Source organism: Actinomyces lilanjuaniae, assembly GCF_003606385.1.
In the GTDB taxonomy this organism is placed as follows: domain Bacteria; phylum Actinomycetota; class Actinomycetes; order Actinomycetales; family Actinomycetaceae; genus Actinomyces; species Actinomyces lilanjuaniae.
In genome coordinates this window covers 2,102,149-2,127,210 of sequence record NZ_CP032514.1, presented here as the reverse complement: position 1 = coordinate 2,127,210, position 25,062 = coordinate 2,102,149, and the positions used below count along the sequence as shown (strand labels likewise).

At 65.1% G+C, this 25,062-nt stretch carries 11 protein-coding genes, 3 rRNA genes and 2 pseudogenes; 14 read left to right on the top strand and 2 right to left on the bottom strand.

All coding sequences use genetic code 11. The features are described 5' to 3' along the window. Window positions 1–221: 221 nt before the first annotated feature. Window positions 222–2,599 (top strand): annotated as a pseudogene (gene ligA / locus D5R93_RS09100) (NAD-dependent DNA ligase LigA). A gap of 22 nt (window positions 2,600–2,621) precedes the next feature. Here the strand turns inward: ligA and D5R93_RS09095 are convergent. Continuing rightward, window positions 2,622–4,583 carry a L,D-transpeptidase family protein gene (locus D5R93_RS09095; protein WP_120204829.1) on the bottom strand — a complete coding sequence of 654 codons (1,962 nt, stop codon included), beginning with the start codon at window positions 4,581–4,583 and terminating at the stop codon, window positions 2,622–2,624. Between the two features lie 351 nt (window positions 4,584–4,934). Here D5R93_RS09095 and gatC point away from each other — a divergent pair, with 351 nt between their 5' ends. The 8 genes and pseudogenes from gatC to rrf all read left to right on the top strand — a co-directional run bounded on the left by gatC (window position 4,935) and on the right by rrf (window position 16,203). After that, window positions 4,935–5,237 carry an Asp-tRNA(Asn)/Glu-tRNA(Gln) amidotransferase subunit GatC gene (gene gatC, locus D5R93_RS09090; RefSeq protein WP_119836664.1) on the top strand — a complete coding sequence of 101 codons (303 nt, stop codon included), beginning with the start codon at window positions 4,935–4,937 and terminating at the stop codon, window positions 5,235–5,237. Between the two features lie 9 nt (window positions 5,238–5,246). After that, window positions 5,247–6,769 (top strand): annotated as a pseudogene (gatA, locus tag D5R93_RS09085) (Asp-tRNA(Asn)/Glu-tRNA(Gln) amidotransferase subunit GatA). A gap of 70 nt (window positions 6,770–6,839) precedes the next feature. After that, window positions 6,840–8,336 carry an Asp-tRNA(Asn)/Glu-tRNA(Gln) amidotransferase subunit GatB gene (gene gatB, locus D5R93_RS09080; RefSeq protein WP_119836449.1) on the top strand — a complete coding sequence of 499 codons (1,497 nt, stop codon included), beginning with the start codon at window positions 6,840–6,842 and terminating at the stop codon, window positions 8,334–8,336. A gap of 299 nt (window positions 8,337–8,635) precedes the next feature. Further along, window positions 8,636–10,024 (top strand): NAD(P)-dependent malic enzyme, encoded by a 1,389-nt coding sequence (locus D5R93_RS09075; protein ID WP_120204827.1) that lies wholly within the window; start codon window positions 8,636–8,638, stop codon window positions 10,022–10,024. 743 nt (window positions 10,025–10,767) lie between these two features. Next, window positions 10,768–12,350, top strand: a 16S ribosomal RNA gene (locus D5R93_RS09070). Window positions 12,351–12,372: 22 nt separating this feature from the next. Next, the gene (locus tag D5R93_RS13325; protein WP_162933896.1) at window positions 12,373–12,660 is read left to right on the top strand and encodes a hypothetical protein; all 288 of its coding nucleotides are present in this window, start codon (window positions 12,373–12,375) and stop codon (window positions 12,658–12,660) included. Window positions 12,661–12,807: 147 nt separating this feature from the next. Continuing rightward, window positions 12,808–15,985, top strand: a 23S ribosomal RNA gene (locus tag D5R93_RS09065). Window positions 15,986–16,086: 101 nt separating this feature from the next. Beyond that, window positions 16,087–16,203: ribosomal RNA gene (gene rrf / locus D5R93_RS09060) — 5S ribosomal RNA — on the top strand. The 16S, 23S and 5S rRNA genes sit together here, the layout of an rRNA operon. 707 nt (window positions 16,204–16,910) lie before the next feature. On the opposite strand, the gene D5R93_RS09055 is transcribed toward rrf, so the two are convergent. After that, window positions 16,911–18,524 (bottom strand): aspartate:alanine exchanger family transporter, encoded by a 1,614-nt coding sequence (locus tag D5R93_RS09055; RefSeq protein WP_119836171.1) that lies wholly within the window; start codon window positions 18,522–18,524, stop codon window positions 16,911–16,913. Between the two features lie 535 nt (window positions 18,525–19,059). Between D5R93_RS09055 and D5R93_RS09050 the strand changes: the two genes are divergently transcribed. From D5R93_RS09050 to D5R93_RS09030, 5 genes are all read left to right on the top strand, one after another. Next, on the top strand, window positions 19,060–20,844 hold the full coding sequence (locus D5R93_RS09050) for an acetolactate synthase large subunit (protein ID WP_120204824.1): 1,785 nt from the start codon (window positions 19,060–19,062) through the stop codon (window positions 20,842–20,844). A gap of 5 nt (window positions 20,845–20,849) precedes the next feature. After that, window positions 20,850–21,362, top strand: a complete 513-nt coding sequence (ilvN, locus tag D5R93_RS09045; RefSeq protein WP_119836169.1) for an acetolactate synthase small subunit — start codon at window positions 20,850–20,852, stop codon at window positions 21,360–21,362. Between the two features lie 9 nt (window positions 21,363–21,371). After that, window positions 21,372–22,403, top strand: coding sequence for a ketol-acid reductoisomerase (gene ilvC / locus D5R93_RS09040; protein ID WP_119836168.1), 1,032 nt, complete (start codon window positions 21,372–21,374; stop codon window positions 22,401–22,403). 218 nt (window positions 22,404–22,621) lie between these two features. Continuing rightward, window positions 22,622–23,665, top strand: a complete 1,044-nt coding sequence (locus D5R93_RS09035; protein WP_120204821.1) for a 3-isopropylmalate dehydrogenase — start codon at window positions 22,622–22,624, stop codon at window positions 23,663–23,665. Window positions 23,666–23,849: 184 nt separating this feature from the next. Continuing rightward, window positions 23,850–25,013 (top strand): branched-chain amino acid aminotransferase, encoded by a 1,164-nt coding sequence (locus D5R93_RS09030; RefSeq protein ID WP_119836166.1) that lies wholly within the window; start codon window positions 23,850–23,852, stop codon window positions 25,011–25,013. Window positions 25,014–25,062: the final 49 nt, after the last annotated feature.

Sequence of the window (25,062 nt, the reverse complement as noted above, 5' to 3'; positions counted from 1 at the left end):
GGAAGCAGACGCTGTTGTGGACCCGGGGGCACAGGATGCTGCTTCTGTTACCTGTGGTGTCCCGGCGGTAGGCGTGACCGGGGCAGACATGGGAGAGGATATGGGTATGAACGACTCCTCCCCGTTAGCAGCAGCGCCTCAGGCACGACCGGGGCGGCGGCCGTGGCCGGACCGGTGTCCGACACCACGGCTGGCACCCGAGCGGGTCTGCGCCTGGGCCGGTGGCCGCGGTCCCGGCTGCCGCACGCCAGCGCTGGAACGAGCTTGTCCGGCTGGTCGAGCAGGCCCGTGACGCCTACTACGACGCGGTTGACGCGCAGAGCCCGTTGTCTGACGCGGACTACGACCTCCTGTACCGCGAGCTGGAGGACCTCGAGCGCAGCCACCCCGCGCTGGTCGTGCCTGACTCCCCGACGCAGACCGTGGGGGGGCGCCCGACGACGACCTTCGCGCAGGCTCGGCACCACCAGCGTATGTTCTCCCTCCAGGACGTGTTCTCTGTCGAGGAGGTCCAGGAATGGGCCCAGCGCGTGTGCGCAGACACCGGTACTGACGACGAGGACCTGGTGATGACCGCTGAGGTGAAGGTTGACGGCTTGGCCGTTGCCCTGACCTACGTCGACGGCGTCCTCACCCGGGCGGCCACGCGGGGTGACGGGACGACGGGCGAGGACGTGACCGGCAATGTGCGGACCATCTCCTCGGTGCCTCTGGTGCTGGCGGGGTCCCACCATCCTGAGCTCCTTGAGGTTCGAGGAGAGGTCTATTTCCCGACGCAGGACTTCGCGTCCTTCAACGAGGAGCGGCGCTCGGCCAACCTGAGGCGACAGGAGCAGGGCCTGCCCTCCTGCAGGTCTTTGCCAACCCGCGCAACGCCGCTGCTGGTTCGCTGCGCCAGAAGAACCCGGCAGTCACCGCCTCCCGGCCGCTGGCGGTGGTCGTCCACGGTGTGGGGAGAGTTGTTCCGGCACCCGGAGCACCGGTGCCGACTACCCAGCACGAGTGGTACGACCTCCTGGGCGGCTGGGGCTGCCGGTGTCCCAGTACAGTGCCGTGGTCCGGGGCAGGCAGGAGCGTGAGGCCTACATCGACCGCTACGCGCAGCGTCGGCACGACCTCGTCCACGAGATCGACGGAATCGTCTTCAAGGTGGACGACCGTCGACTCCAGGACCACCTGGGCACGACCTCGCGCGTGCCCAGGTGGGCCGCCGCCTACAAGTACCCCCGGAGGAGGTACGTACCCGTCTGCTGGATATTGACGTCCAGGTGGGCCGTACTGGTCGCGTGACTCCTTTTGGGATCATGGAGCCTGTTCTCGTGGCGGGCTCCACGGTGTCCCGGGCGACTCTCCACAACTCCACTGAGGTCCTCCGCAAGGGGTGCGTGTGGGGGACCTGGTCGTCGTGCGCAAGGCCGGAGACGTCATTCCCGAGATCGTGGCGCCCGTGCTCGAGGCACGCGACGGCTCGGAGCGCGAGTTCGTCATGCCCACGGACTGTCCCTCCTGCGGGACGCCGCTGGCGCCGGCCAAGGAGGGCGACGTCGACCTACGGTGTCCCAATACACGCTCCTGCCCGGCCCAGCTGGCTGAGAGAGTGATGCACATCGGTTCCCGAGGGGCACTTGACGTGGAGGGACTGGGGGAGGAGGCTGCGATCGCCCTGACATGGCCTGACCAGGGGCGGGCTGAGGCGATGGCAGCCCTGGCGGCAGGAGGAGCGCTGGAGACAGAGGGGGGCAGGCTGTGCCTCGACGCCGATGACCGTGAGACCATCCACGTCTCCGAGCGTACCGAGGCCGTCGCGGCCCTGCTGGAAGAGGCCGGGATTGTGCAACAGGACCCGGTGCTGACTGGCGAGGCTGCTCTGTTCGACCTGACGACGGACGATCTTCGCGACGTGTTTGTCTGGCGAGAGGTCTCCCGGCGGGGGCAGCCCACCGGGGACTGGCGCCTGAGCCGGTTCTTCTGGACCAAGCAGTCCTATGGTGACCAGGGGCAGGTGACACGCCCGACCGCTCCGGGAAAGAACGCTACCGCAATGCTCTCCCACCTGTGGACGTCGCGGAGCCAGCCGCTGTGGAGGGTCCTTGTGGCACTGTCGGTCCGTCATGTCGGACCGACGTCTGCTCGTGCCCTGGCGGCTCGTTTCGGCTCATTGGACGCGTTGTGCGAGGCCAGTCTGGAACAGCTTGCCGAGGTTGAGGGAGTTGGGCCGACGATCGCAGCCTCCTGGGTGGAGTGGCGTGAGGTGGAGTGGCACCGCGAGATCCTCCAGCGGTGGAAGGCCGCCGGCGTGCGTGCCCGGGATGACGTGGGGCAGGTGGCCCGTGAGGTCCCGGCCCGTGTCCTGGAGGGCCTGACCGTTGTCATCACCGGGTCTCTGAACGGGTTGACCCGTGACGAGGCGAAGGAGGCAGTTGTGGCTCGCGGTGGAAAGGCCTCGGGAAGCGTGTCACGGCGAACCAGCTATGTCGTGGCGGGGGAGAGGGCGGGGGCGAAGGAGACCCGGGCGCGCGAGCTCGGGGTTCCCGTCCTGGATGAGGAGGAGTTCACCCGACTGCTGGCTGATGGTCCTAAGGGCCTGTCCGCACCCTGAGCGCCTGTGTCATGCGCCCGGATCAGTAGTGGGAGACCACGGTCGTGCCGATGTCGACCCAGTCGTAGATCCACTTGGCCTCCTCGACAGGCATGTTGACGCAGCCGTGGGAAGCCGAGTAGCCGAAGTCACTGCGCCAAGGGGCTCCGTGGAAGGCGTAGCCGCCGTGGAAGTAGGAGACCCACGGAACGTCTTCGGTGCGGTACCTGCTTCCGTCGATGTTGTCTCCCTCCATCGTCTGGGAGTCGTACTGCAGGTAGATCTGGTAGGTACCAGTCACTGTGGGGGTCTCCTCCGCGCCGTCGACGATCGTGACAGGACCGCGGACCACGGTGGCACCCTCGTAGGAGGTGACGGTGCGGCTGGCCAGGTCCACGTCAATCCACTTCTCACCGGGCTCAGCCTGGTAGATGAGCTTCTCCGCGCCGTCGGCAATGGTCCGCTCGCTCCACGTCGCCTCGACGACAGTCATCTCAAAGGCCCCGGAGTACGCCTGGTTGTCGTCGAGAGCCTGGACGATCTCGTCGGAGACCTCTGCTGCGTTGTTCACGTCCTCGCCGTCGACGGCCTCGACGGGTGTGGAGACGACCTCCCCGTCGGAGTTGACGTTCCTCTCCCCGTTGACGGGCTCAGAGCCCGCGTCGGCAGCCTGCGCCTCCACCCAGCTGGTGACCTGGGCGGCGTCCACCTCAATGGTCGGTGCGGCGTCCGCGGAGTTGGTGACGGTGATCCAAGAGGCCTTCTCAACGGCACTGGCGGTGTACACGGAGGTACCGTCAGCGGTGGCGACGGTGATGTCCTGGCCGACCCACTCGTTGGCCTTGTCGGCGGCCTCCTGGGCCTGGGAGTCTGAGACCTCAGGAGCGGAGGAGTCGAAGGAGACGCTGACACTGGTCGGGGTCAGCGACGCCGCTGCCTCTCTGGCTGCCTGGCCCAGGCTGGCGGAGTCCAGCGAGGTCCCGGCTGACGACGGAGTGATCGTAAAGGTCGCCCCGTCCTCCTCGAGCAGGACAGTAGCGTTGACCGCCTTGACCTGATCCTCGGGGATCAGGGAAGTTGCGTAGTCAGCAAGCGCCTGGTCATCGGAGGTGGTCACCACCTCGATCTCCTGGTCGTTGACAAGCGCTCGAAACCGGTCGACCAGGGCGTCTCCGCGCGCCATGGCCGCGTCAGCGGTGGCCTCGGCGTCCACGGAGACCCCGAGGTCCTCCAGGGAGGCAGTCACCTCGACGTCGCCTGAGACCGTGACTGTCGCCTTGGCGGCGAGGTCCTCGACAGCGGTGACGACCTCCTCCCGGGTCTTTCCTGACAGGTCGGTGCCCGCCACCACGGTGCCGGGTACGACGTGGTCCTCATAGTGGGATGCGTAGGCGTAGGCAGCAGTGCCGACTCCTAGCAGGAGCAGGAAGGAGGCTGCGGCTGTCCACATGGGCAGCCGACGCCGACGAGGGGCTGGGGCGTAGGCTGACTCCTCCCAGGTGCGGGAGTCCGGCAGCGCGGCGGGAACCGGGTCCTCCCGGGCCTCCTCCACGCCCGGCGCAGGGACCGATCCTGCGGCAGCAGCACTCGACTCCGTCACGGTCGCCACGGCCCCGGTGCCCTTTTCCGCCTCAGTCCCGTGCGCGGGAGAGGTGTCGGCCGGAGCCTGCAGGGGCTCCGAGGGCGTCGTTGCTGACATGCTGACGGCGTCGGAGGTCTCGGCTGCCAGCGGGAGAAGGACCGACCCGGGGGCGTATCCGCTTGGCTCATCCTGGTTGCGGGGAGGAATGCTGGCTGGCAGAGCCGACTGTATCGCCCGTGTCGTCTCCGATCCCGCTGATGCCCTTGGTGCAGGTCCTGGTCCGCCAGACGCTCCCGCACCCAGCACGGAGCGGCGGCGTACGCCAGCAGACTCGCCGTAGGGCGTGCTCAGTACCGCCAGCTTGTCGGCCGAGGCACCTGCCTCGTTGCCCCTGGAGCTGATGGGGAACGTGTCGCTGCTCATGGAATCCTTATGTCCTCGGAGCGCAGGCGCTGCTCACGAGTGTGTGGCGTCGGCCTGTGCCTGCGGGTAGGTAGCCGGTGCGTCCCTACAGAACGTGCTGAAGCAAGATCCTCTACTATCACAGTCGTCCCAGGCTGATATGTCAACCAGCTGGAGCCGGTGATGTGCTGTGAGATGGTACATGACCTATGGTCTGCTGCAGAGGTATGGTGCGCGACGTTACGTATGAATCGTCTCTCCTGGGCTGTCTCCTCGGTTTCCGTCGAGGTGTCCTCACCCGCCGCGCCGTCTCGTCGTCGTGCCCGTGCCAGGTGCCGCGCCACCACTGTCCTCACCGTTAGACTCACGCCCATGTCTGCTATATCGAAGGATGAGGTCGCTCGCGTTGCCGAGCTGGCGCGTGTGGCCCTGACTGAGGAGGAGGTAGACCGCCTGGCTGACGAGCTGGACGCGGTCGCATCCTCCTTCGCCCGCGTCGCAAGCGTGGTGACCGCTGACCTGCCTGCCACCTCCCACCCTGTTCCGCTGACCAACGTCTTGCGGCAGGACTCCCCCGGGGCCGTCCTGGACGCCGCGGAACTGCTCGCGGGGGCGCCGACGGCTGAGGACTCTCTGTTTCTTGTTCCTCGGATCCTGGGTGAGGAGACAGCCTGAATGAGTGACATGACCTCCCTGCTCCGATCTAGTGCTGCCACCCAGGCGGCCGCCTTGGCCTCCGGCGAGGTGTCCTCCCGGGAGCTGACCCAGGCGCACCTGGACAGGGTTGACGCCGTTGACCACCTTCTCGGGGCTTTCCTTGACGTCAACGCAGACAAGGCGCTTGCGGAGGCTGACGCTGCCGATGCTGCTCGTCGCGAGGGCGGGGCCGCTGCTGAGCTGGCGGGTGTCCCCGTGGCCGTCAAGGACCTTGTCTGTACCCGGGGTCAGGCCACTACCGCTGCCTCGAAAATCCTCCGGGGCTGGGTCCCCCCCTATGACGCCACCCTGGTACGGCGCGTCCGGGAGTGTCAGATGCCGGTACTGGGCAAGACGAACCTGGACGAGTTCGCCATGGGCGGCTCCACTGAGCACTCGGCCTTCGGCCGGACCGCCAACCCCTGGGACCTCGGCCGTGTCCCGGGGGCTCCTCCGGGGGCTCAGCCGCCGCTGTTGCTGCTTTCGAGGCCCCGCTGGCAGTTGGGACCGATACGGGTGGCTCCATCCGCCAGCCTGCAGCAGTGACGGGCACGGTCGGTGTCAAGCCCACCTACGGGACCGTGTCCCGCTACGGGGTCATCGCTATGGCCTCCTCCCTGGACACGCCGGGTCCGATGGCCCGTACCGTCCTGGATGCAGCCTTGCTGCACGACGTCATCGGTGCCTACGACCCGTTGGACTCCACCTCGTTGCCTGACGCCCCGCGGGGTATGACCGCGGTCGTCCGCGCAGCGCAGGAGCGCCGGGACCTGACCGGCCTGAGGGTGGGGGTGATCACCGAGCTGGATGGGGGCGAGGGGTACCACCCGGGTGTCGTGGAGTCCTTCCACGCGGCCCTGGACCTGCTCCAGGACGCTGGTGCGGAGGTCTCCGCCGTCTCCCTGCCGCACCTGGAGTACGCGCTTGACGCCTACTACCTGATCATGCCTGCGGAGGCGTCGTCGAACCTGGCCCGCTATGACGGAATGCGGTACGGCCTACGTGTTGAGCCCTCAGAGGGGCCGGTAACGGCTGAGACGGTGATGGCAGCGACTCGAGGAGCAGGTTTCGGTGACGAGGTCAAGCGTCGGGTGGTCCTGGGGACGCACGTGCTGTCCGCTGGCTACTACGACGCCTACTACGGAAGCGCCCAGAAGGTGCGCACACTCGTCCAGCGGGACTTTGCCTCCGCCTGGGAGGACTATGACGTCCTGGCCTCGCCCACCGCGCCGGTGACCGCCTACAAGTTCGGAGAGAAGGACGACCCGCTGGCTATGTACAAGCTGGACGTGACGACGATTCCAGCCAACTTGGCCGGAGTGCCCGCCATGAGCCTGCCCTCGGGGCTCAGCAGTGACGGACTGCCTGTGGGCTTTCAGTTCCTGGCGCCTCAGCGGGCTGACGACCGTCTCTACCGTGCAGGGGCGGTCCTGGAGGCTGTGCTTGACGAGCAGCGGGGCGGGTCGTTGCTGTCCTGTGCTCCTGACTTGGCTGAGGCGGCCGGGCAGTGACAGGGGCAGCAGGGACGGTAGGGCTGTCACGACGGACAAACCAAGACCCACGACGCATTGAGGTGGACTGATGAGCGACCCGCTGATGGACTTTGACGAGGCTGTGCGCCGTTACGACCCGGTGCTGGGGCTGGAGGTGCATGTCGAGCTCGGTACTGAGACCAAGATGTTTGACGCTGCACCCAACGTTTTTGGTGCCCAGCCGAACACAATGGTGACCCCTACCTCGGTAGGGCTTCCCGGCGCGCTGCCCCAGGTCAACGCCCGGGGGGTGGAGTACGCGATCCGTATCGGGCTGGCCCTGGGGTGCCAGATAGCCAGGTCGTCTCGGTTCGCCAGGAAGAACTACTTCTACCCGGATCTGTCGAAGAACTTCCAGACCTCTCAGTCGGATGAGCCGATCGCCTATGACGGGGCGGTGGAGGTCGAGCTTCCGGACGGGACTCTTTTTACTGTCCCCGTCGAGCGGGCGCACATGGAGGAGGACGCGGGAAAGAGCACCCATGTCGGTGGCGCGGACGGCCGGATCGAGGGTGCCAGGTACTCCCTGGTGGACTACAACCGCGCAGGGGTGCCGCTGGTCGAGATCGTCACCCGCCCCATCGAAGGTGCCGGTGAGCGGGCGCCAGAGGTCGCAGCCGCCTACGTGCGCACGCTGCGCGACGTCTTCCGGGCACTAGGTGTCTCCGAAGCCCGGATGGAGCTGGGAAACGTGAGGGCAGACGTCAACGTCTCCTTGCGAGAGTCACCTGACGCCCCCCTGGGTGTACGTACGGAGACCAAGAACGTCAACACCTTCCGCGGGATTGAGCAGTGCGTCCGCTATGAGATCCGGAGGCAGGCGGCCGTCCTTGCGGCTGGAGGCAACGTGGTCCAGGAGACCCGGCACGGCCAGGCGGACGGCACGACACGAGCGGGACGAGTCAAGTCGGACGCGGACGACTACCGCTACTTCCCTGAGCCGGATCTTGTGCCGGTGGTGCCCTCTCGTGAGTGGGTGGAGGAGATCCGTGCCAGCCTGCCGGAGATGCCAGCGCTGCGGCGGCGTCGGCTTCGACAGGAGTGGGCACTCAGCGACACGGAGATGCGTGACGTGGTCAATGCCGGGGCAGTGGACCTGATCGAGGCTACTGTCCACAGTGGGACAAGCGGGCAGGCCGCACGTAAGTGGTGGATGGGAGAGCTGTCTCGCGTCGCCAAGGAGACAGATACTTCCTTGGAAGAGCTGCCGGTGACGCCGGGACAGGTCGCCCAGCTGCAGAAGCTGGTTGACTCCGGACGCCTGACCGACAAGTTGGCGCGACAGGTCCTAGAGGGCGTTCTTGCCGGGGAAGGAGACCCTGAGACGGTAGCGACGGCCCGGGGGCTAGAGGTTGTCTCCGACGATTCTGCTCTACTGGAGGCCGTCAACGCTGCGTTGGAGGCGCACCCCGATGTCGTGGAGAAGATACGAGGTGGAAAGGTCCAGGCGGCAGGTGCGATCGTTGGTGCGGTGATGAAAGCCACGAGAGGACAGGCAGACGCGAAGCGGGTCCGTGAGCTGGTCATGGAGCGCGCTCAGGGCTGAAGGGCCGCTTACCCGGTGCTTCTCTGTCTCAGGTACCCGTCTGTCTCAGGTACCCGGTGCCGAGGCGGACGGGCAGGAGAACTACCGGGTAGCCCGAGCAGCCAGGGGGTTGCCCTCCGTGGCGTAGCAGCGGCTGGAACGCCCGTTTCGTGACAGACCGGTTGTGGTGGGTAGCCGGAGTCAGCGCGGGCGTCTCACTATCTGGGTCTGCTGCCGTCGCCCGGCTGTCGGGATGAGGGGACTTGGGGATAGGGTCTGAGCCGACCCTGATCGCATGGATCTCTGCCGGAGGAATATACATGGCTCAGCCTAGCCCTAGTTACACCGTCGCCCTGCACCTCAAGGTTCCTGCTTCCCAGAAGGCAGTGGCTCGACTGGTGGACACCGCCACTGCCACCGGAGCCGTCGTGACTGGTGTGGATGTCGCAGAGGCGGGTACCGACACCTTGACCGTCGACCTGACTGCGGACACCCGGGACTCCAGACACCGTGGTGACCTGGTTGCCAGGCTTGAGGAGCTTGACGGTGTCGTCGTCGAGACTGTCGGAGACTCGACCTTCCTGGCTCACGTCGGCGGCAAGATCGAAGTAGTGGGAACTTACCCGATCCATAACCGCCGCGACCTTGCGCGTGTGTACACTCCAGGGGTCGCTCGGGTTTGCAAAGCTATCTACGACCACCCCGAACGTGCTCAGAAGCTCACGATCAAAAAAAATACCGTTGCGGTGGTGACGGACGGCACGGCTGTTCTTGGAATGGGTGATATTGGTCCGTCCGCTGCCATGCCAGTCATGGAGGGCAAGGCTGTCCTGTTCAAGCAGTTTGGAAACGTTGACGCGTGGCCGGTCGCGCTGGACACCAAGGACCCGGAGGAGATCATCTCCATCGTCAAGGCCATTGCGCCCGCCTACGGCGGTATCAACCTGGAGGACATTGCGGCCCCCAAGTGCTTCGACATTGAGGAGCGCCTGCGGGAGGAGCTTGATATCCCGGTGTTCCACGACGATCAGCACGGGACAGCGATCGTGACCCTAGCAGCGCTGATCAACGCGCTGAAGGTTGTGGGTAAGAGGATCGAGGACGTACGCATCGTCCTGTCGGGCGTCGGTGCGGCGGGAAGCGCTATCGCCAAGCTGCTCATGGCTCATGGGGCCACAGATATTGTGGGGTACGGCCGTACCGGGGCGTTGTCGGCGCATGACACCGACGGAATGAACCAGCATCGCAGGTGGCTGGCGGAGAACACGAATCCGCGTCGGGTCACAGGAACTCTCAAGGAGGGCCTGGTTGGCGCTGACGTGTTCATCGGGGTGTCATCGGGAAACCTTCTTGACCCTGAGGACCTTTCTGTCATGGCTGATGACGCTATTGTGTTCGCAATGGCTAACCCCACTCCGGAGGTTGATCCCATAGGTGCCGCCAACTACGCGGCCGTCGTGGCGACCGGACGTTCAGACTTCCCTAATCAAATTAACAATGTCCTGGCGTTCCCGGGCCTGTTCCGCGGACTGCTTGACACGGGAATTACGGAAATCACTACAAGCCTGCTTCGTGCTGCCGCGACAGGTATCGCCTCTGTTGTCGACGCCGACGAGATCAGTCCTGTATACATTATACCCGGGGCGTTTGACACGCATGTGGCTGAGGCTGTTGCCAGTGCTGTACGGCGGTTTGCTGAGGAGAAGTAGCGCCATTGTGCCGACGCAGGCGCCACTGTGCCGTGGCGGCAACGTTCTGGGCACTGCAAGACCTGCGAGCGTAGGGCCCGCATCCAAACGGGCTTACAGCGTCTCCCGCCTGCGCGGTTCCGCACGGCCCTGACCCGCCGGTGGTCCCGGGCACGGTTGTGCGCGGGACTGCTGGCTGTAGGTCTGAGGTTCCCCGGAGGGGCCGCCACGCTATGTCGCCGTGTCCCGGCCGAGTACGGGACTGCGGTCGGGGCACGCTTCTAGGGTGCCGTCTACTGCCTCTTGTGCCTCTTGGCTAGCTTGTACCCGCGTCCGCAGCGTGCGGTCCTGGGGTGGTGCTCGGGTCGTGTCGGTTTGTGCGTCGCACGGCTCCTGTGCCGTAAGCAGTTGCCTTGAGCCGGGGAACCGAAGGTGCAACAAATACGGGGCATGGATCACCGCATACCCCGTTGACATACATGATCTGGCCCAACTACTATATTCGGGTTGCTCTTGCTGGTTGTGCTGCTGCTGTTGTTGTGGTGGTGTGGCTGGTTGTGGGTGTGTGGTTTGAGATCTCGATAGTGTGTCTTGTTCTTTTATGCCTGTCTGGGTGGGGCTGTCCTGCTGTGGGTGTGCCTGGTTGTGGTCGTGCGTGTGTGCGTGCGGCTGGTCGGGTGTGCGTGTGGTGGGGTGGTTCTGTCTGGTTTTTTTGTGCGGGGCTGCCTGCTGGTTTGTGGGCGGTCGTCGTGTGGTTCTTGTTTTTTTTGGAGAGTTTGATCCTGGCTCAGGACGAACGCTGGCGGCGTGCCTAACACATGCAAGTCGTACGGTGATGCCTGGTCCGCTGTTGTGGTGGGCTGGGTGGATGAGTGGCGAACGGGTGAGTAACACGTGAGCAACCTGCCCTCCTCTCCTGGATAACCTCATGAAAGTGGGGCTAATACGGGGTGTGCTCGTGCTGGTCGCATGGCTGGTGCGGGATAGGGCCTGCCTTGGGTGGGTCTGGTGGGGGATGGGCTCGCGGCCTATCAGCTTGTTGGTGGGGTGATGGCCTACCAAGGCGGTGACGGGTAGCCGGCCTGAGAGGGTGGGCGGCCACACTGGGACTGAGACACGGCCCAGACTCCTGCGGGAGGCAGCAGTGGGGGATATTGCACAATGGGCGGAAGCCTGATGCAGCGACGCCGCGTGAGGGACGGAGGCCTTCGGGTCGTGAACCTCTTTCGCCAGCGGAGAAGGTCCTGCCCGTGGTGGCGGGGCTGACGGTAGCTGGGTAAGAAGCGCCGGCTAACTACGTGCCAGCAGCCGCGGTAATACGTAGGGCGCTAGCGTTGTCCGGAGTTACTGGGCGTAAAGGGCTTGTAGGCGGCTGGTCGCGCCTGCCGTGAAATGTCCCGGCTCAACCGGGGAGTGCGGTGGGTACGGGCCGGCTTGAGTGCGGTAGGGGAGGCCGGAACTCCTGGTGTAGCGGTGGAATGCGCAGATATCAGGAGGAACACCGGTGGCGAAGGCGGGTCTCTGGGCCGTTACTGACGCTGAGGAGCGAAAGCGTGGGGAGCGAACAGGATTAGATACCCTGGTAGTCCGCGCCGTAAACGTTGGGCACTAGGTGTGGGGGCCTTTTCCGGGGCTCCCGCGCCGCAGCTAACGCATTAAGTGCCCCGCCTGGGGAGTACGGCCGCAAGGCTAAAACTCAAAGGAATTGACGGGGGCCCGCACAAGCGGCGGAGCATGCGGATTAATTCGATGCAACGCGAAGAACCTTACCAGGGCTTGACATGTGGGCGCGGGCCGCGGAGACGTGGTCTTCTCCTGTCCTCTCGTGTTTGCGGGGGGTGGGGGGTGCCCTCACAGGTGGTGCATGGTTGTCGTCAGCTCGTGTCGTGAGATGTTGGGTTAAGTCCCGCAACGAGCGCAACCCCTGTCCCGTGTTGCCAGCACGTGGTGGTGGGGACTCTCGGGAGACTGCCGGGGTCAACTCGGAGGAGGGTGGGGACGACGTCAAATCATCATGCCCCTTATGTCCTGGGCTTCACGCATGCTACAATGGCCGGTACAGAGGGCTGCGGTGCCGCGAGGCGGAGCGAATCCCTTAAAGCCGGTCTCAGTTCGGATCGGTGTCTGCAACTCGACACCGTGAAGCCGGAGTCGCTAGTAATCGCAGATCAGCACTGCTGCGGTGAATACGTTCTCGGGCCTTGTACACACCGCCCGTCACGTCATGAAAGCCGGTGACGCCCGAAGCCCGTGGCCCTACGGGGAGCGGTCGAAGGCGGGGCTGGTGATTGGGACGAAGTCGTAACAAGGTAGCCGTACCGGAAGGTGCGGCTGGATCACCTCCTTTCTAGGGAGACTGCTGTGGCGGGGTGCCTGTCGTGCCCGTGGTCCTGGGTCGTGGTGGCCCGGGGGCTGGTGGGTGCCTGGTCGTGGTGGGGCGTGGGGGACTGCTGGTGCCGTGCCTGCTGCCTGGGGGTGGTGGGTGGTGCTGGTTCGCCGGGTCGTGTCCTGGGTGGCTCCTCGTGGTCGGGGGCTGGTCCGGGGGGCGGTGGCGGGGCACGCTGTCGGGTTCTGGGGCCTGTGCGTCCTGGTGGCCTGGTCCTGGCTGGTGCGCGTGCGTGCGCGTGGTGGCCGGGGCGTGGGCGGGGTGGTTGTGAACTGTATAGCGGGCGCGAGCGTCGGGCTGCCGTGCCGTCCTGCTGCCGTGGTGGTGGTGGGGGTGTGGTGGCCTGTCGTGGTGCAGCCGTCGTGGGCGCGCGCGTGGGCGTGTGCCTGCGGCGTGCGTGTTGTGTGGTGTGTTGTGTGTGCTTGTTTGTGTGGGCGCTCGGTGGATGCCTTGGCACCAGGGGCCGATGAAGGACGTGGTGGCCTGCGATAATCCTCGGGAGCCGGCTGGCGGGCTGTGATCCGGGGGTCTCCGAATGGGGTGACCTGGCACGAGCTGTGTCGTGCCACCCGTGCGTGGGCGTGTGCCTGTGCGTGGGGGTGACGCGGGGAAGTGAAACATCTCAGTACCCGCAGGAGAGGATATTCCGTGAGTAGTGGCGAGCGAAAGCGGAGGAGGGCCAAACCGTGCGCGTGCGTTGACCCGGCAGGGGCTGCGCGTGCGGGGTTGTGGGCCTGGCCGTGGCTCTTCTGCCGGAGGGCCGCGTTGTGCTCGTGCTGGTAGCCGAGTCCTCTGGGAAGGGAGGCGTAGAGGGTGAGACCCCGTAGGCTAAGCCGGCCGGGCGCGCGTGGGCCGGGTTCCCGTGGTAGCACGGGGTCCGTGGAGTCCTGTGCGAGTCTGCCAAGACCGCTTGGCTGCCTGAATACCTCCTGGTGACCGATAGCGGACCAGTACCGTGAGGGAATGGTGAAAAGTACCCCGGGAGGGGAGTGAAACAGTACCTGAAACCGGGCGCCTGCAAGCCGTCAGAGCCTCCTGCCCGCGGGGTGGGGGGTGGTGGCGTGCCTTTTGAAGAATGAGCCTGCGAGTCAGTGGCGCGTCGCGAGGTTAACCCGTGGGGGGCAGCCGTAGCGAGAGCGAGTCCTGTCAGGGGCGGTTGAGTGGCGCGTCGTGGACCCGAAGCGGGGTGATCTACCCATGGCCAGGTTGAGGCGCGTGTAAGAGCGCGTGGAGGACCGCACCCACCTGGGTTGAAAACCGGGGGGATGAGCTGTGGGTAGGGGTGAAAGGCCAATCAGACTCCGTGATAGCTGGTTCTCCCCGAAATGCATTTTGGTGCAGCGTCGCGTGGTTCCCGGCGGAGGTAGAGCTACTGGGTGGCTGATGGGCCCCACAGGGTTACTGAGGTCAGCCAAACTCCGAATGCCGTCGGGGTGGAGCGCGGCAGTGAGACCGCGGGGGATAAGCTCCGTGGTCGAGAGGGAAACAGCCCAGACCGCCGGCTAAGGCCCCTAAGCGCGCGCTAAGTGGGAAAGGATGTGCGGCCGCGCAGACAACCAGGAGGTTGGCTTAGAAGCAGCCATCCTCGAAGGAGTGCGTAACAGCTCACTGGTCAAGTGGTCGTGCGCCGACAATGTAGCGGGGCTCAAGCGCGCCGCCGAAGCCGCGGGCCCGTCGCGTGGTCCCTACTGTCCTGTCCTGGTGGGCGGGTGGTCAGGGGCGGCGGGTGGTAGGGGAGCGTCCCGCACGGGGTGAAGCCTCGGGGTGACCCAGGGGTGGACGGTGCGGGAGCGAGGATGCAGGCATGAGTAGCGATACTAGGGTGGGAAGCCCTAGCGCCGAATGACCAAGGGTTCCAGGGCCAGGCTAGTCCGCCCTGGGTGAGTCGGGGCCTAAGGCGAGGCCGACAGGCGTAGTCGATGGACGACGGGTTGATACTCCCGTACCGGCCTGGTACCGACCGTGCTGACGCGCGGGTGCTGACCTGCCCTCCTGGTGGTGTCCCGGCGGCCTGTGGCCGTGGGGGCGCCCGGGGGGCGGGGACCCTCCGTGCTGGTAGGCAAGCGTGTTAACAGGGGTGACGCACAGTGGTAGCCTCCGCGGGCCTGATGGCTTGGCCCGTCCAAGCGCGCAGCCTGTCCCCAGGCAAATCCGGGGGGCGGTCCTCCTGCCCGTGGTGGGTGGGGGGCGGGGGTGAGGCGTGATGGTGACCCTGCCTGCGGGCGGGGAAGCAGGGTGATCCTGGGGTGCCGAGAAAAGCCTCGACGCGATGGTGCCGGCCGCCCGTACCCTATACCGACACAGGTGGTCGGGCAGAGCATGCCTAGGCGCACGAGTGATTCATGGTCAAGGAACTCGGCAAAGTGCCCCCGTAACCTCGGGAGAAGGGGGCCCGGGCCCTGAGGCCCCGTCGCGGGCTAGGGGTGAGGGCCGCAGAGACCAGGGAGAAGCGACTGTTTACTAAAAACACAGGTCCGTGCGAAGCCGCAAGGCGAGGTATACGGACTGACGCCTGCCCGGTGCTGGAAGGTCAAGAGGAGCCCTCAGCCCCCTCTTTTTTGGGGGTGAAGGGCGAGTCCAAGCCCCAGTAAACGGCGGTGGTAACTATAACCATCCTAAGGTAGCGAAATTCCTTGTCGGGTAAGTTCCGACCTGCACGAATGGCGTAACGACTTCTCCGCTGTCTCGACCATGAGCTCGGCGAAATTGCACTACGAGTAAAGATGCTCGTTTCGCGCAGAAGGACGGAAAGACCCCGGGACCTTTACTGCAGCTTGGTATTGGCGCCCGCCCCGGCCTGTGCAGGATAGGTGGGAGACCGTGACCCCGCGCGCCAGCGCGGTGGCGAGTCGCTGTTGGGATACCACCCTGGCCGTGGCGTGCGCCTGAACCTCGGTCCGTGACCCGGGCCAGGGACAGTGCCTGGTGGGTAGTTTAACTGGGGCGGTTGCCTCCTAAAGAGTAACGGAGGCGCTCAAGGGTCCCCTCAGCCTGGTCGGCAACCAGGTGTCGAGTGCAAGCGCACAAGGGGCCTGACTGCGAGACCGACGGGTCGGGCAGGTACGAAAGTAGGAGCTAGTGATCCGGCGATCCCGTGCGGGTGGGTCGTCGCTCAACGGATAAAAGGTACCCCGGGGATAACAGGCTGATCCTGCCCAAGAGTCCATATCGACGGCATGGTTTGGCACCTCGATGTCGGCTCGTCGCATCCTGGGGCTGGAGCAGGTCCCAAGGGTTGGGCTGTTCGCCCATTAAAGCGGTACGCGAGCTGGGTTTAGAACGTCGTGAGACAGTTCGGTCCCTATCCTCTGCGCGCGCAGGAGACCTGAGAGGGCCTGTCCCTAGTACGAGAGGACCGGGACGGACGAACCTCTGGTGTGCCAGTTGTCCCGCCAGGGGCACGGCTGGTTGGCCACGTTCGGGACGGGTAACCGCTGAAGGCATCTAAGCGGGAAACCAGCCTCAAGACGAGGTCTCCGCCACCCCTCCTAGGGGGTGGGAAGGCCCCCAGCAGACCACTGGGTGGATAGGCCGGAGGTGGAAGCAGGGCAACCTGTTGCGAGCCGACCGGTACTAACAGGCCGACACAAGCACGCACCCGCCGCCAGCCCTGCCACGGCTGCCGGCCGCGCCCGCTGTACGGTCCACGACCACCCCACCACCACCGCCACCTTTGTGCGCGGGTCCCCGGCCACGTCTCGGTGGTCACAGCGGCAGGGCCACGCCCGGTCCCATCCCGAACCCGGAAGCTAAGCCTGCCAGCGCCGATGGTACTGTCCCCGCCAGGGGACGGGAGAGCAGGACACCACCGAGCACACACCACCCCCACCCCGCCCCCCCGGGGGGGCGGGGTGGGGGAGCAAAAGAAAAAAAGGGGGCGGAGGCGCGGGGGCGCCGACACCACCCCCGGCCACCCCCGGCCCGGCCGCCCCTGTCGGTGACGCGGTTGACGAGGGCGCGGCCGTGAGCCGCAAGGGGCCAGGAGCACGCGGTCGGGCCTGGCACCAGGGGCCGGCCAGGCCGCCCCCGCGGGTAGTCACGTGCAGGCCCCTGTGCGGCCACCGCCGCGGGCGGGAGAACCACCCGCACGAGGCCCCCACCCCACCCGCTGCCTCCCCTCTCTCCTCGTTGTCGTCCAGGAGCTGGCCCCCACGAGGCACGCACCCCTCCGCCCCGCAAAAAAAAAGGGGCAAGGAAGGGGGGGGGCGGCCCGCCCGTGCCACCACACGGACCGCGAGCCGGAGCACCCCCCCCTCGGCGGCGACACGCCCCCGCACGCGCCCCCCTGCGGGTCCCCCTCAGATCCACGACCCCAGCAGCATGTGCCACCGCCACACCTCGTAGGACACCGTCGTCCCAGTCCACACACACCACCACTCATCTTCTTTGGGTATGCGTGGCGCGTCACCCGTTGTGAGTTCCGGTGGCATAAAACCTAGGGGAAGAGCATGCAGTCTGTCTCACGGCAGACGAGGACGAACGGGCCGGTCTGTGCGCCTCCGCACAGACCGGCCCGCCCAGTTACATTCCTCCGAGTAGTTGCGCAATAAAGATCTTGAGAATCATGGCGACGGGGTAGACCATGGCATAACCCAGCGCGACGCGTGGGTCAGCACCAGTGCGCTCGTTCGCGAAGGCGAGCACAGCAGGCTGAGTCTGCGCTCCTCCTAACAGTCCGGACAGACGCGTGCCGCCCATCCTGACGAGCCAGCGCATTGAGGTGTACAGGCCGCCTCCCGCTATCGTGGTCATGATAAACCCTGTTACCAGGATCCTCCACCAGTCGCCGCCTGAGAACGCTTCCGCAATTTGTCCTCCCGCTGTGACGCCCGCCCGCGCGAGGAAGATGAGCAGGCCGATTTCGGACAGAACTGCGGTCGTGGTAAAAGGAATTGCAGTGACAAAGCTGCCTATGCGACCAATGCGGCCAAAGACTAGGCCCACGAGGAGGGTTCCTGCTGCCGAGCCTATGGAAAAGGTAGCGCCTCCACCCATGGGAATCTGAAGTTCACCTATGAATATACCCAGCGCCATCCCGATGCCCAGGGCAACCGGATTGATGGCTGATAACCCGCGAGAAGAGTCGCCAAAGTATTGGGAGATCTCTTTCATCCTTCCGGTAGGGCCGACCACGCGGACCCTGTCACCTTGCTGGAGAACGAGGTCGGGCGTTCCGACCATGTCCACGTCGCCTCGGCGGACACGCGAGATTGTCGCCTCGAAACGGTGGTCGATGTCCAGGTCGGCGATTGTGCGCCCGGCAAGCTTGGGGTCAGACACGGTAATGCGCCGGAAGTCCAGGTAGCGTCGGTCCTCGATAAGCGAGTGAGACGAGCCATGCCCAACAGCCTTGATGGCCTGGTTGACCGCGTCCTGGGTGCCGACGACTGTGACCAGGTCGTCCTTGAACAGACGATCGCTGTTAACTGGTCTCATGATGGGGCCTGTCTCCCCGCGGCGCAGGCGGGAGAACTTGAGCTCTCCGGAGATTCGCTCTCCGATGTCGGCGACGACCGGGCCATCCTCGCGTTCCACTCGGATGGTGCGGTTGATGAGAGGGGAGGGGGCGTCTCGGTCGCTGCGTCGATAGCGCAGGGCGAGGAGGCAGAAGAACAGCATGCCGATAACCCCGTAAAGGTATGAGACGGCATAACCAATCGTAGCGACAGCGGTCCCGTCCGGGTTGCCTGCCGCCGTCGCCGCGTTGCCTGCGGCGGCAAGCGCTGGAGTGTTGGTGAGCGCGCCAGCAAAGGTTCCGGCTATCAGAGCGGAGTCCATCCCGAGTGCTCGGCCGACTGCTACGCCTGCTGCTGCGCTTGCCGTTAGTATGACCAGCAGCAGCGCAAGGGGGCCTGCCGCCGTGCGTAGCACATGAAAAAAGTTAGGGCCTGACTGGACCCCGATGGCGAACGTAAAGATTGTGAGGCCGAGTGTGCTCAACTCGATAGGGATATTCATCTCCACGTTCACTGCGGTACCACACGCCGCCAGGGCGATACCGCAGAAGAGGACGGCTGCGGCTCCAAGGCTGACTCCTCGCACCTTCAGGTGGCCGACGAGCATGCCTACGCCGATGAGCAGGAACAGGACCAGCACCGGGGCCTCGGCCAGGTGTGTCAGGACGTCTGTAACCACAGTGGAGAGCCGCCTCTCAGGTCGTGGGCGCACGGGGCGCAGCGGTCGTTTGCATCGGACGTGGGTTATTGTGGCACCGAACTTGTCCTGGCTCTCGGACCAAGGGCCGTGATGCAGTGGTCCGAGATGCGAGGTGTGAAGGTGGGGCCTACCCTGCTGCCCTGACCCGCCGTGTCGGCTACGGCGGTGGCTTGTGCGGTCAGGGGCGGGACCGTCCTAGGTGGGGCCCGCACGGAGGTGGGCGGGTCCAGGGCGGAGGTGTCTCGTATTTCCCTTGTCCCTGTTTCTCCGTTGCCGACTTCTCCGATACTGCCTCGGAAGGGCTGTCTAGAGCGGCGTGGGCAGGGGCTGGCGACCCTCCACCACGGGGGGCATGCCTCCGCCAGGAGGCTGATCGTCGGCGTCGCATGAGGCGTGGTCCCATATAGTGAGACTAAGCGGAGGTGGATATGGCCTTCAGTCTCGGCGTGATCTAGTCTCTGTCCCTCTGACGTCTCGTCGACGCGGTGAATCACGAGGAACAGGAGTGCGAGCGATGACACGCCACAAGGTTCCACTGGAGAAGGGCCGACAGATGATGACAGGTGCTCAGGCGCTTGTCAGGGCTCTCGAGGAGCTGGGTGTCACCGACATCTTCGGCATGCCGGGCGGTGCTATTCTGCCTTTCTACGACCCTCTGCTCACCAGTGACCGGATCCGGCACGTTCTTGTGCGCCACGAGCAGGGCGCTGGCCACGCGGCAGAGGGATACGCCATGGTGACCGGAAAGCCGGGTGTATGTGTCGTCACCTCTGGGCCGGGTGCGACCAACCTGGTCACGGCAATCGGGGACGCGCACATGGACTCCGTGCCGCTAGTCGCTATTACCGGGCAGGTCGGCAGTCGTAACATCGGCACTGACGCATTCCAGGAGGCCGACATCGTCGGTGCCACCATGCCCTTTGTCAAGCACTCCTTCCTTGTCACGCGGCCAGAGGACGTCGTGCCTCGTGTCGCTGAGGCCTTCCACCTGGCTGCAACAGGACGTCCCGGACCTGTTCTTGTCGATGTCGCTAAGGACGCGCAGGAGGGGATGACGGAGTTCTCCTGGCCTCCTGAGACTGACCTTCCCGGCTACCATCTCCCCGGCAGGCCGAACCAGAGGCGTGTTATCCAGGCTGCCGAGGCTGTGGCGCACTCGGAGCGCCCTGTTCTCTACCTGGGCGGGGGCCTCAACCGAGCTGGCGTGCCCGCTGAGCAGCTGACTGAGCTCATCGACCTCATCGGCGCGCCTTTTGTAACCACGCTCACGGCGCTGGACGTGATGCCCTCGGACCACCCGCTCAACCTCAGGATGCCCGGGATGCACGGGACGGTAGCGGCTGTGGGCTCCCTGCAGCGTGCTGATCTTATCGTCTCTCTGGGGGCGCGCTTCGACGACAGGGTCACGGGTAGACCTGCCAGCTTCGCCCCTCGCGCTGCGGTCGTCCATGTGGATATCGATCCTGCGGAGATATCGAAGATACGAGCAGCGGATGTCCCTATCGTCGGTGACCTGACTGACGTCGTACCGGCCCTGACCGCGGAGGTCCGGGATCTGTTTGGCAGGGAGGGTCGTGTTGACATAGGTCCGTGGCGTACTGAGGTGGAGCGTATCGTCGCCACCTATCCCACTGACTGGACGGATACCGATGACGGTCTTCTCCAGCCTCAGGAGGTGATCAACCACCTGGTCGGAGCCGCAGCCGAGGACACGATCTGGGTCACGGGTGTCGGCCAGCACCAGATGTGGGCCGCTCACTACCTGCGCTTCAATCGGCAGCACACGTGGCTGACCTCGGCAGGAGCCGGGACGATGGGCTACGGCGTTCCTGCTGCTATGGGGGCCAAGCGGGCCTGCCCGGACCGTCCTGTGTGGCTGATTGACGGCGACGGCTGCTTCCAGATGACGAACCAGGAGTTGGCTACCTGCACCCTCAACGACATCCCGATCAAGGTCGCGGTCATCAACAACTCCTCACTAGGTATGGTCCGGCAGTGGCAGACCCTGTTCTATGGTGAGCGCTACTCCAGCACCGACCTTCACACTGGTGCGGACACGGTGCGTGTTCCTGACTTCGTCAGGCTGGCTGAGGCATATGGTGCGGTGGGGCTGCGCTGTGATCGGCTGGAAGACGTTGACGACGTTATCGCACAGGCCAACTCCATCAACGACAGACCGGTTGTCATTGACTTCATCGTGTCAGCAGATGCCCAGGTATGGCCGATGGTGGCTGCTGGTGTGTCCAACGACGAGATCCAGCACGCTCGGGGCATGAGCCCCCAGTGGGAAGAGGAGTGAGGTACGTGAGCCAGAAGCACACGCTGTCCGTCCTAGTGGAGAACAAGCCCGGCGTCCTCACGCGTGTCTCAGCCCTGTTCACGCGCCGCGGCTTCAACATTCACTCCCTGGCTGTCGGACCTACTGAGCACGAGGACGTGTCGCGCATTACGGTGATCGCTGACACCGAAGGACTTGCCATGGAGCAGGTCATCAAGCAGTTGAACAAGCTTGTGAATGTCCTCAAGATCGTCGAGCTTGAGCCCGATACGTCGGTAGCGCGTGAGCTCTACCTGGTTAAGGTGCGAGCTGACGACTCCAACCGGACGGCGGTCCTGCAGGTCGTTGACCTGTTCCGAGCGCACGTCGTTGACGTGGCCCCGTCGTCGGTCGTTATTGAGACTGTCGGCTCAGAGTCCAAGGTCAGGGCGCTGCTGACGGCGCTGGAGCCGTATGGTGTCAAGGAGATTGTCCAGTCCGGTACCGTAGCCATTACGCGTGGTCCGCGTTCCATCACCGACCAGCTCAAGGAGAAGTGAGAATCAACCATGGCAGCTGAGAAGTTCTACGAGGATGATGCCGACCTCTCCGTCATCCAGTCCAAGAAGGTCGCCGTTATCGGCTACGGTTCCCAGGGGCACGCCCACGCCCTGAACCTGCGCGACTCCGGGGTCGAGGTGGCTGTGGGGCTGAGAGAAGGGTCGTCCTCTGTGGCCAAGGCCCAGGAGGCGGGGCTTCCTGTCAAGACTGTGGCAGAGGCAACAGCGTGGGCTGACGTCGTTGTCGTCCTGGCGCCGGACCAGGTGCAGGCCACGCTGTACTCCACTGAGATCGAGCCTCACATCAGGCCCGGCTCGGCTCTTCTGTTCTCCCACGGCTTCAATATCCACTTCGGCTACATCAAGCCGTCGGATGACATCGACGTCGTCATGGTCGCTCCCAAGGGGCCAGGGCACACGGTACGTCGTGAGTTCGAGGCTGGTCGCGGCGTGCCGGTCCTGGTCTGTGTGGAGCAGGACTCCTCCGGCTCGGCCTGGGACCTGGTGCTGTCCTATGCCAAGGCTGTGGGTGGGACCCGGGCGGGTGCGATCAGGACGACGTTCCGTGAGGAGACCGAGACGGACCTCTTTGGTGAGCAGGCAGTTCTGTGCGGAGGCGTCTCCCAGCTGATCCAGTACGGCTTCGAGACCCTCACGGAGGCTGGCTACCAGCCTGAGATGGCCTACTTTGAGGTCTGCCACGAGCTGAAGCTCATTGTGGATCTTATTGTCGAGGGTGGCATCTCCAAGCAGCGCTGGTCCTGCTCCGACACGGCGGAGTATGGTGACTACATTTCGGGGCCGCGGGTCATCACCCCAGACGTGAAGGAGCACATGAAGGAGGTTCTCTCCGATATCCAGGACGGGACCTTTGCCAAGCGTTTCATGGATGACCAGGCCGCGGGTGCCCCGGAGTTCAAGAAGCTGCGGGCTGCTGGCGAGTCGCATCCCATTGAGGCGACAGGACGCGAGGTGCGTTCCATGTTCGCCTGGCGGGCGGACGTGGACAAGGACTACACAGAGGGTTCTGTCGCGCGCTGAGACCGGTCACGGCCGCCTCGCTTCTGGTCTGGTTCTGCCAGAACAAGGCCGGTGCTGGACAGAGGCGAGGCGGTGTCCCGGTGCTCCTACCGTCCCGATACGTGCAGCGGCGTCCCCGAGATGCAGCACTGAGGACTGCTGAACGTGACCCCGCTACCCTTCAACCCACCATCTGAGACCGCTGCCCACCTGCCGTTCCCGCAGCGTAGGCTTCCGACATGACGACGATCAGCCTGGCAGTTATTCCTGGTGACGGCATCGGCAAGGAGGTCGTCCCTGAGGGCATGAAGGTTCTGGACGCCGTCCTCAAAGGTACAGGTGTGGACCTGGTGACCTCGTACTACGACCTAGGCGCCGAGCGCTGGCACCGTACCGGTGAGACGCTCACGGACGACGACCTGGAGTCCATCAAGCAGCATGACGCGATCCTCCTTGGTTCTGTGGGGGACCCGTCTGTGCCTTCGGGGATTCTGGAGCGCGGGCTGCTGCTGCGCCTGCGATTTGCCTTGGACCACTACGTCAACCTGCGTCCGTCCCGGTACTACCCGGGTGTTCCGACACCGCTGGCTGATCCTGGTGAGATCGACTTTGTCGTGGTCAGGGAGGGAACAGAAGGACTGTACTGCGGTAATGGTGGGACAGTCCGTGCGGAAACCCCTCAGGAGATTGCGACAGAGGTGAGTGTCAACACGGCCTTCGGGGTGGAGCGTGTGGTGCGGTACGCCTTCGCCAAGGCCGCGGTCCGGCCTGCGCGGCATCTGACCCTGGTCCACAAGCACAACGTCCTCGTCTATGCTGGCGACCTGTGGCGTCGCACCGTAGAGGCGGTCTCTGTGGACTATCCTGAGGTCCAGGTTGACTATGCTCACGTGGACGCTGCCACAATTTACATGGTCACCGACCCGGGACGTTTTGACGTCATCGTCACCGACAACCTGTTCGGGGACATCCTCACCGACGAGGCAGGTGCGGTTACTGGCGGCATCGGGCTGGCGGCATCGGGCAACATCAACCCGACAGGCGACTTCCCGTCAATGTTTGAGCCGGTGCACGGGTCTGCTCCGGACATTGCAGGACAGGGGATCGCGGATCCCACTGCTACAGTCTTGGCTGTAGCACTCATGCTGGACCACCTCGGTCACCAGAAGGCGGCGCAACGGGTGGAGGCTGCTGTCGAGCAGGATATGAGGACGCGTGTCGGCACTGTGAGCCGCTCCACCAGCGATATTGGTGACGCTATCGCTGAGGCGGTAGGTCGCTAGGCCGGAGTGAGTACAAGAAGTCGGGGCACAAAGAATTGCTCTATGCACAGCGCAGTGAGAACTGCCCTTGGACCTGGTAGGGATCAGGGCCGCGGCCGGTGGCCGCTGATGATGAGGTAGGCCGACGGCGCCAGAATCCGAGAAGCGCTGCTACGCGGAGGCTCGCGGCGGTAGAGTGTATCTCATGACCGAGACTGCTGGCTCCGCCTACGACCGTCCGTCCACGCCTCTGGAGCATGCTGCGGCCGCCCCGGTGCCAGATGCTGACTCCCTGGCGGGTCGTTTCGTGCTGAATCGTAGTGCCAGTCCTGCCTCGGCTGCCGAGCGGGCGCAGGCGCTTCAGGACCTGCACTTCGGCTCGGCCTTTACGGACCACATGGTGCACGCCCGGTGGACTCGTGCGGCTGGGTGGCAGGACCACGCGGTCATCCCCTACGCTCCTGTGACCCTCTCCCCGGCGGCGGCGGTCTTGCACTATGCCCAGGAGGTTTTTGAAGGTATCAAGGCTTACCGCCATGCCGACGGGACGGTGTGGACGTTTCGGCCCCGGTACAACGCGGTACGCATGAACGCCTCGGCACGCCGCATGGCCCTTCCTGAGCTACCCGAGGAGGACTTCATCGCCTCCTTGGTGGACCTGGTCCGCGTGGAGCACCTCTGGGTCCCTGAGGGCGCTGGGGAGTCCTTGTACCTGCGCCCCTTTGCTTTTGCCTCCGAGCCCTTCCTGGGAGTACGGGCCTCCGAGGTGGTGGACTACTACGTCATCGCTTCTCCGGCGGGCAGCTACTTCCCGCACGGGCTGGAACCGCTCAGCATCTGGGTCACGACGGGGTACCACCGGGCGGGACGGGGTGGAACCGGGGCGGCCAAGACGGGAGGGAACTACGCGTCCTCGCTGCTGCCCCAGCAGGAGGCCTACTCCCAGGGCTGCGACCAGGTCTGCTTCCTTGACGACGTGACCCGGAGCAGCGTCGAGGAGCTGGGGGGCATGAACATCATGGTCGTCAATGCTGACGGCACAGTACGTACTCCGCGACTTACCGGCACCATCCTTGAAGGCTCGACCCGATCGGCTATCATGACGCTGCTTCGGGAGGAGGGGCGCCCCGTAGTCGAGGAGACCATCACCCTGGCCGGGCTGCTGGAGGACATCCGTGACGGGCAGGTGTCGGAGGTCTTTGCCTGCGGAACGGCTGCGGTAGTAGTGCCGATCGGTCGGCTGGCAGGTGAGGACTTCGAGGTCACGATTGCCGGGAGTCAGGTGTCGCGGCAGGTATACGAGCGCCTGACGGGAATCCAGTACGGCACACGCGAGGACACTCATGGCTGGATGTACCGGCTGGTCTGATCTGCCTTTACGCTCTCTGCTCTGCGGGTGGCCCGTCTGGGGGAGCGCT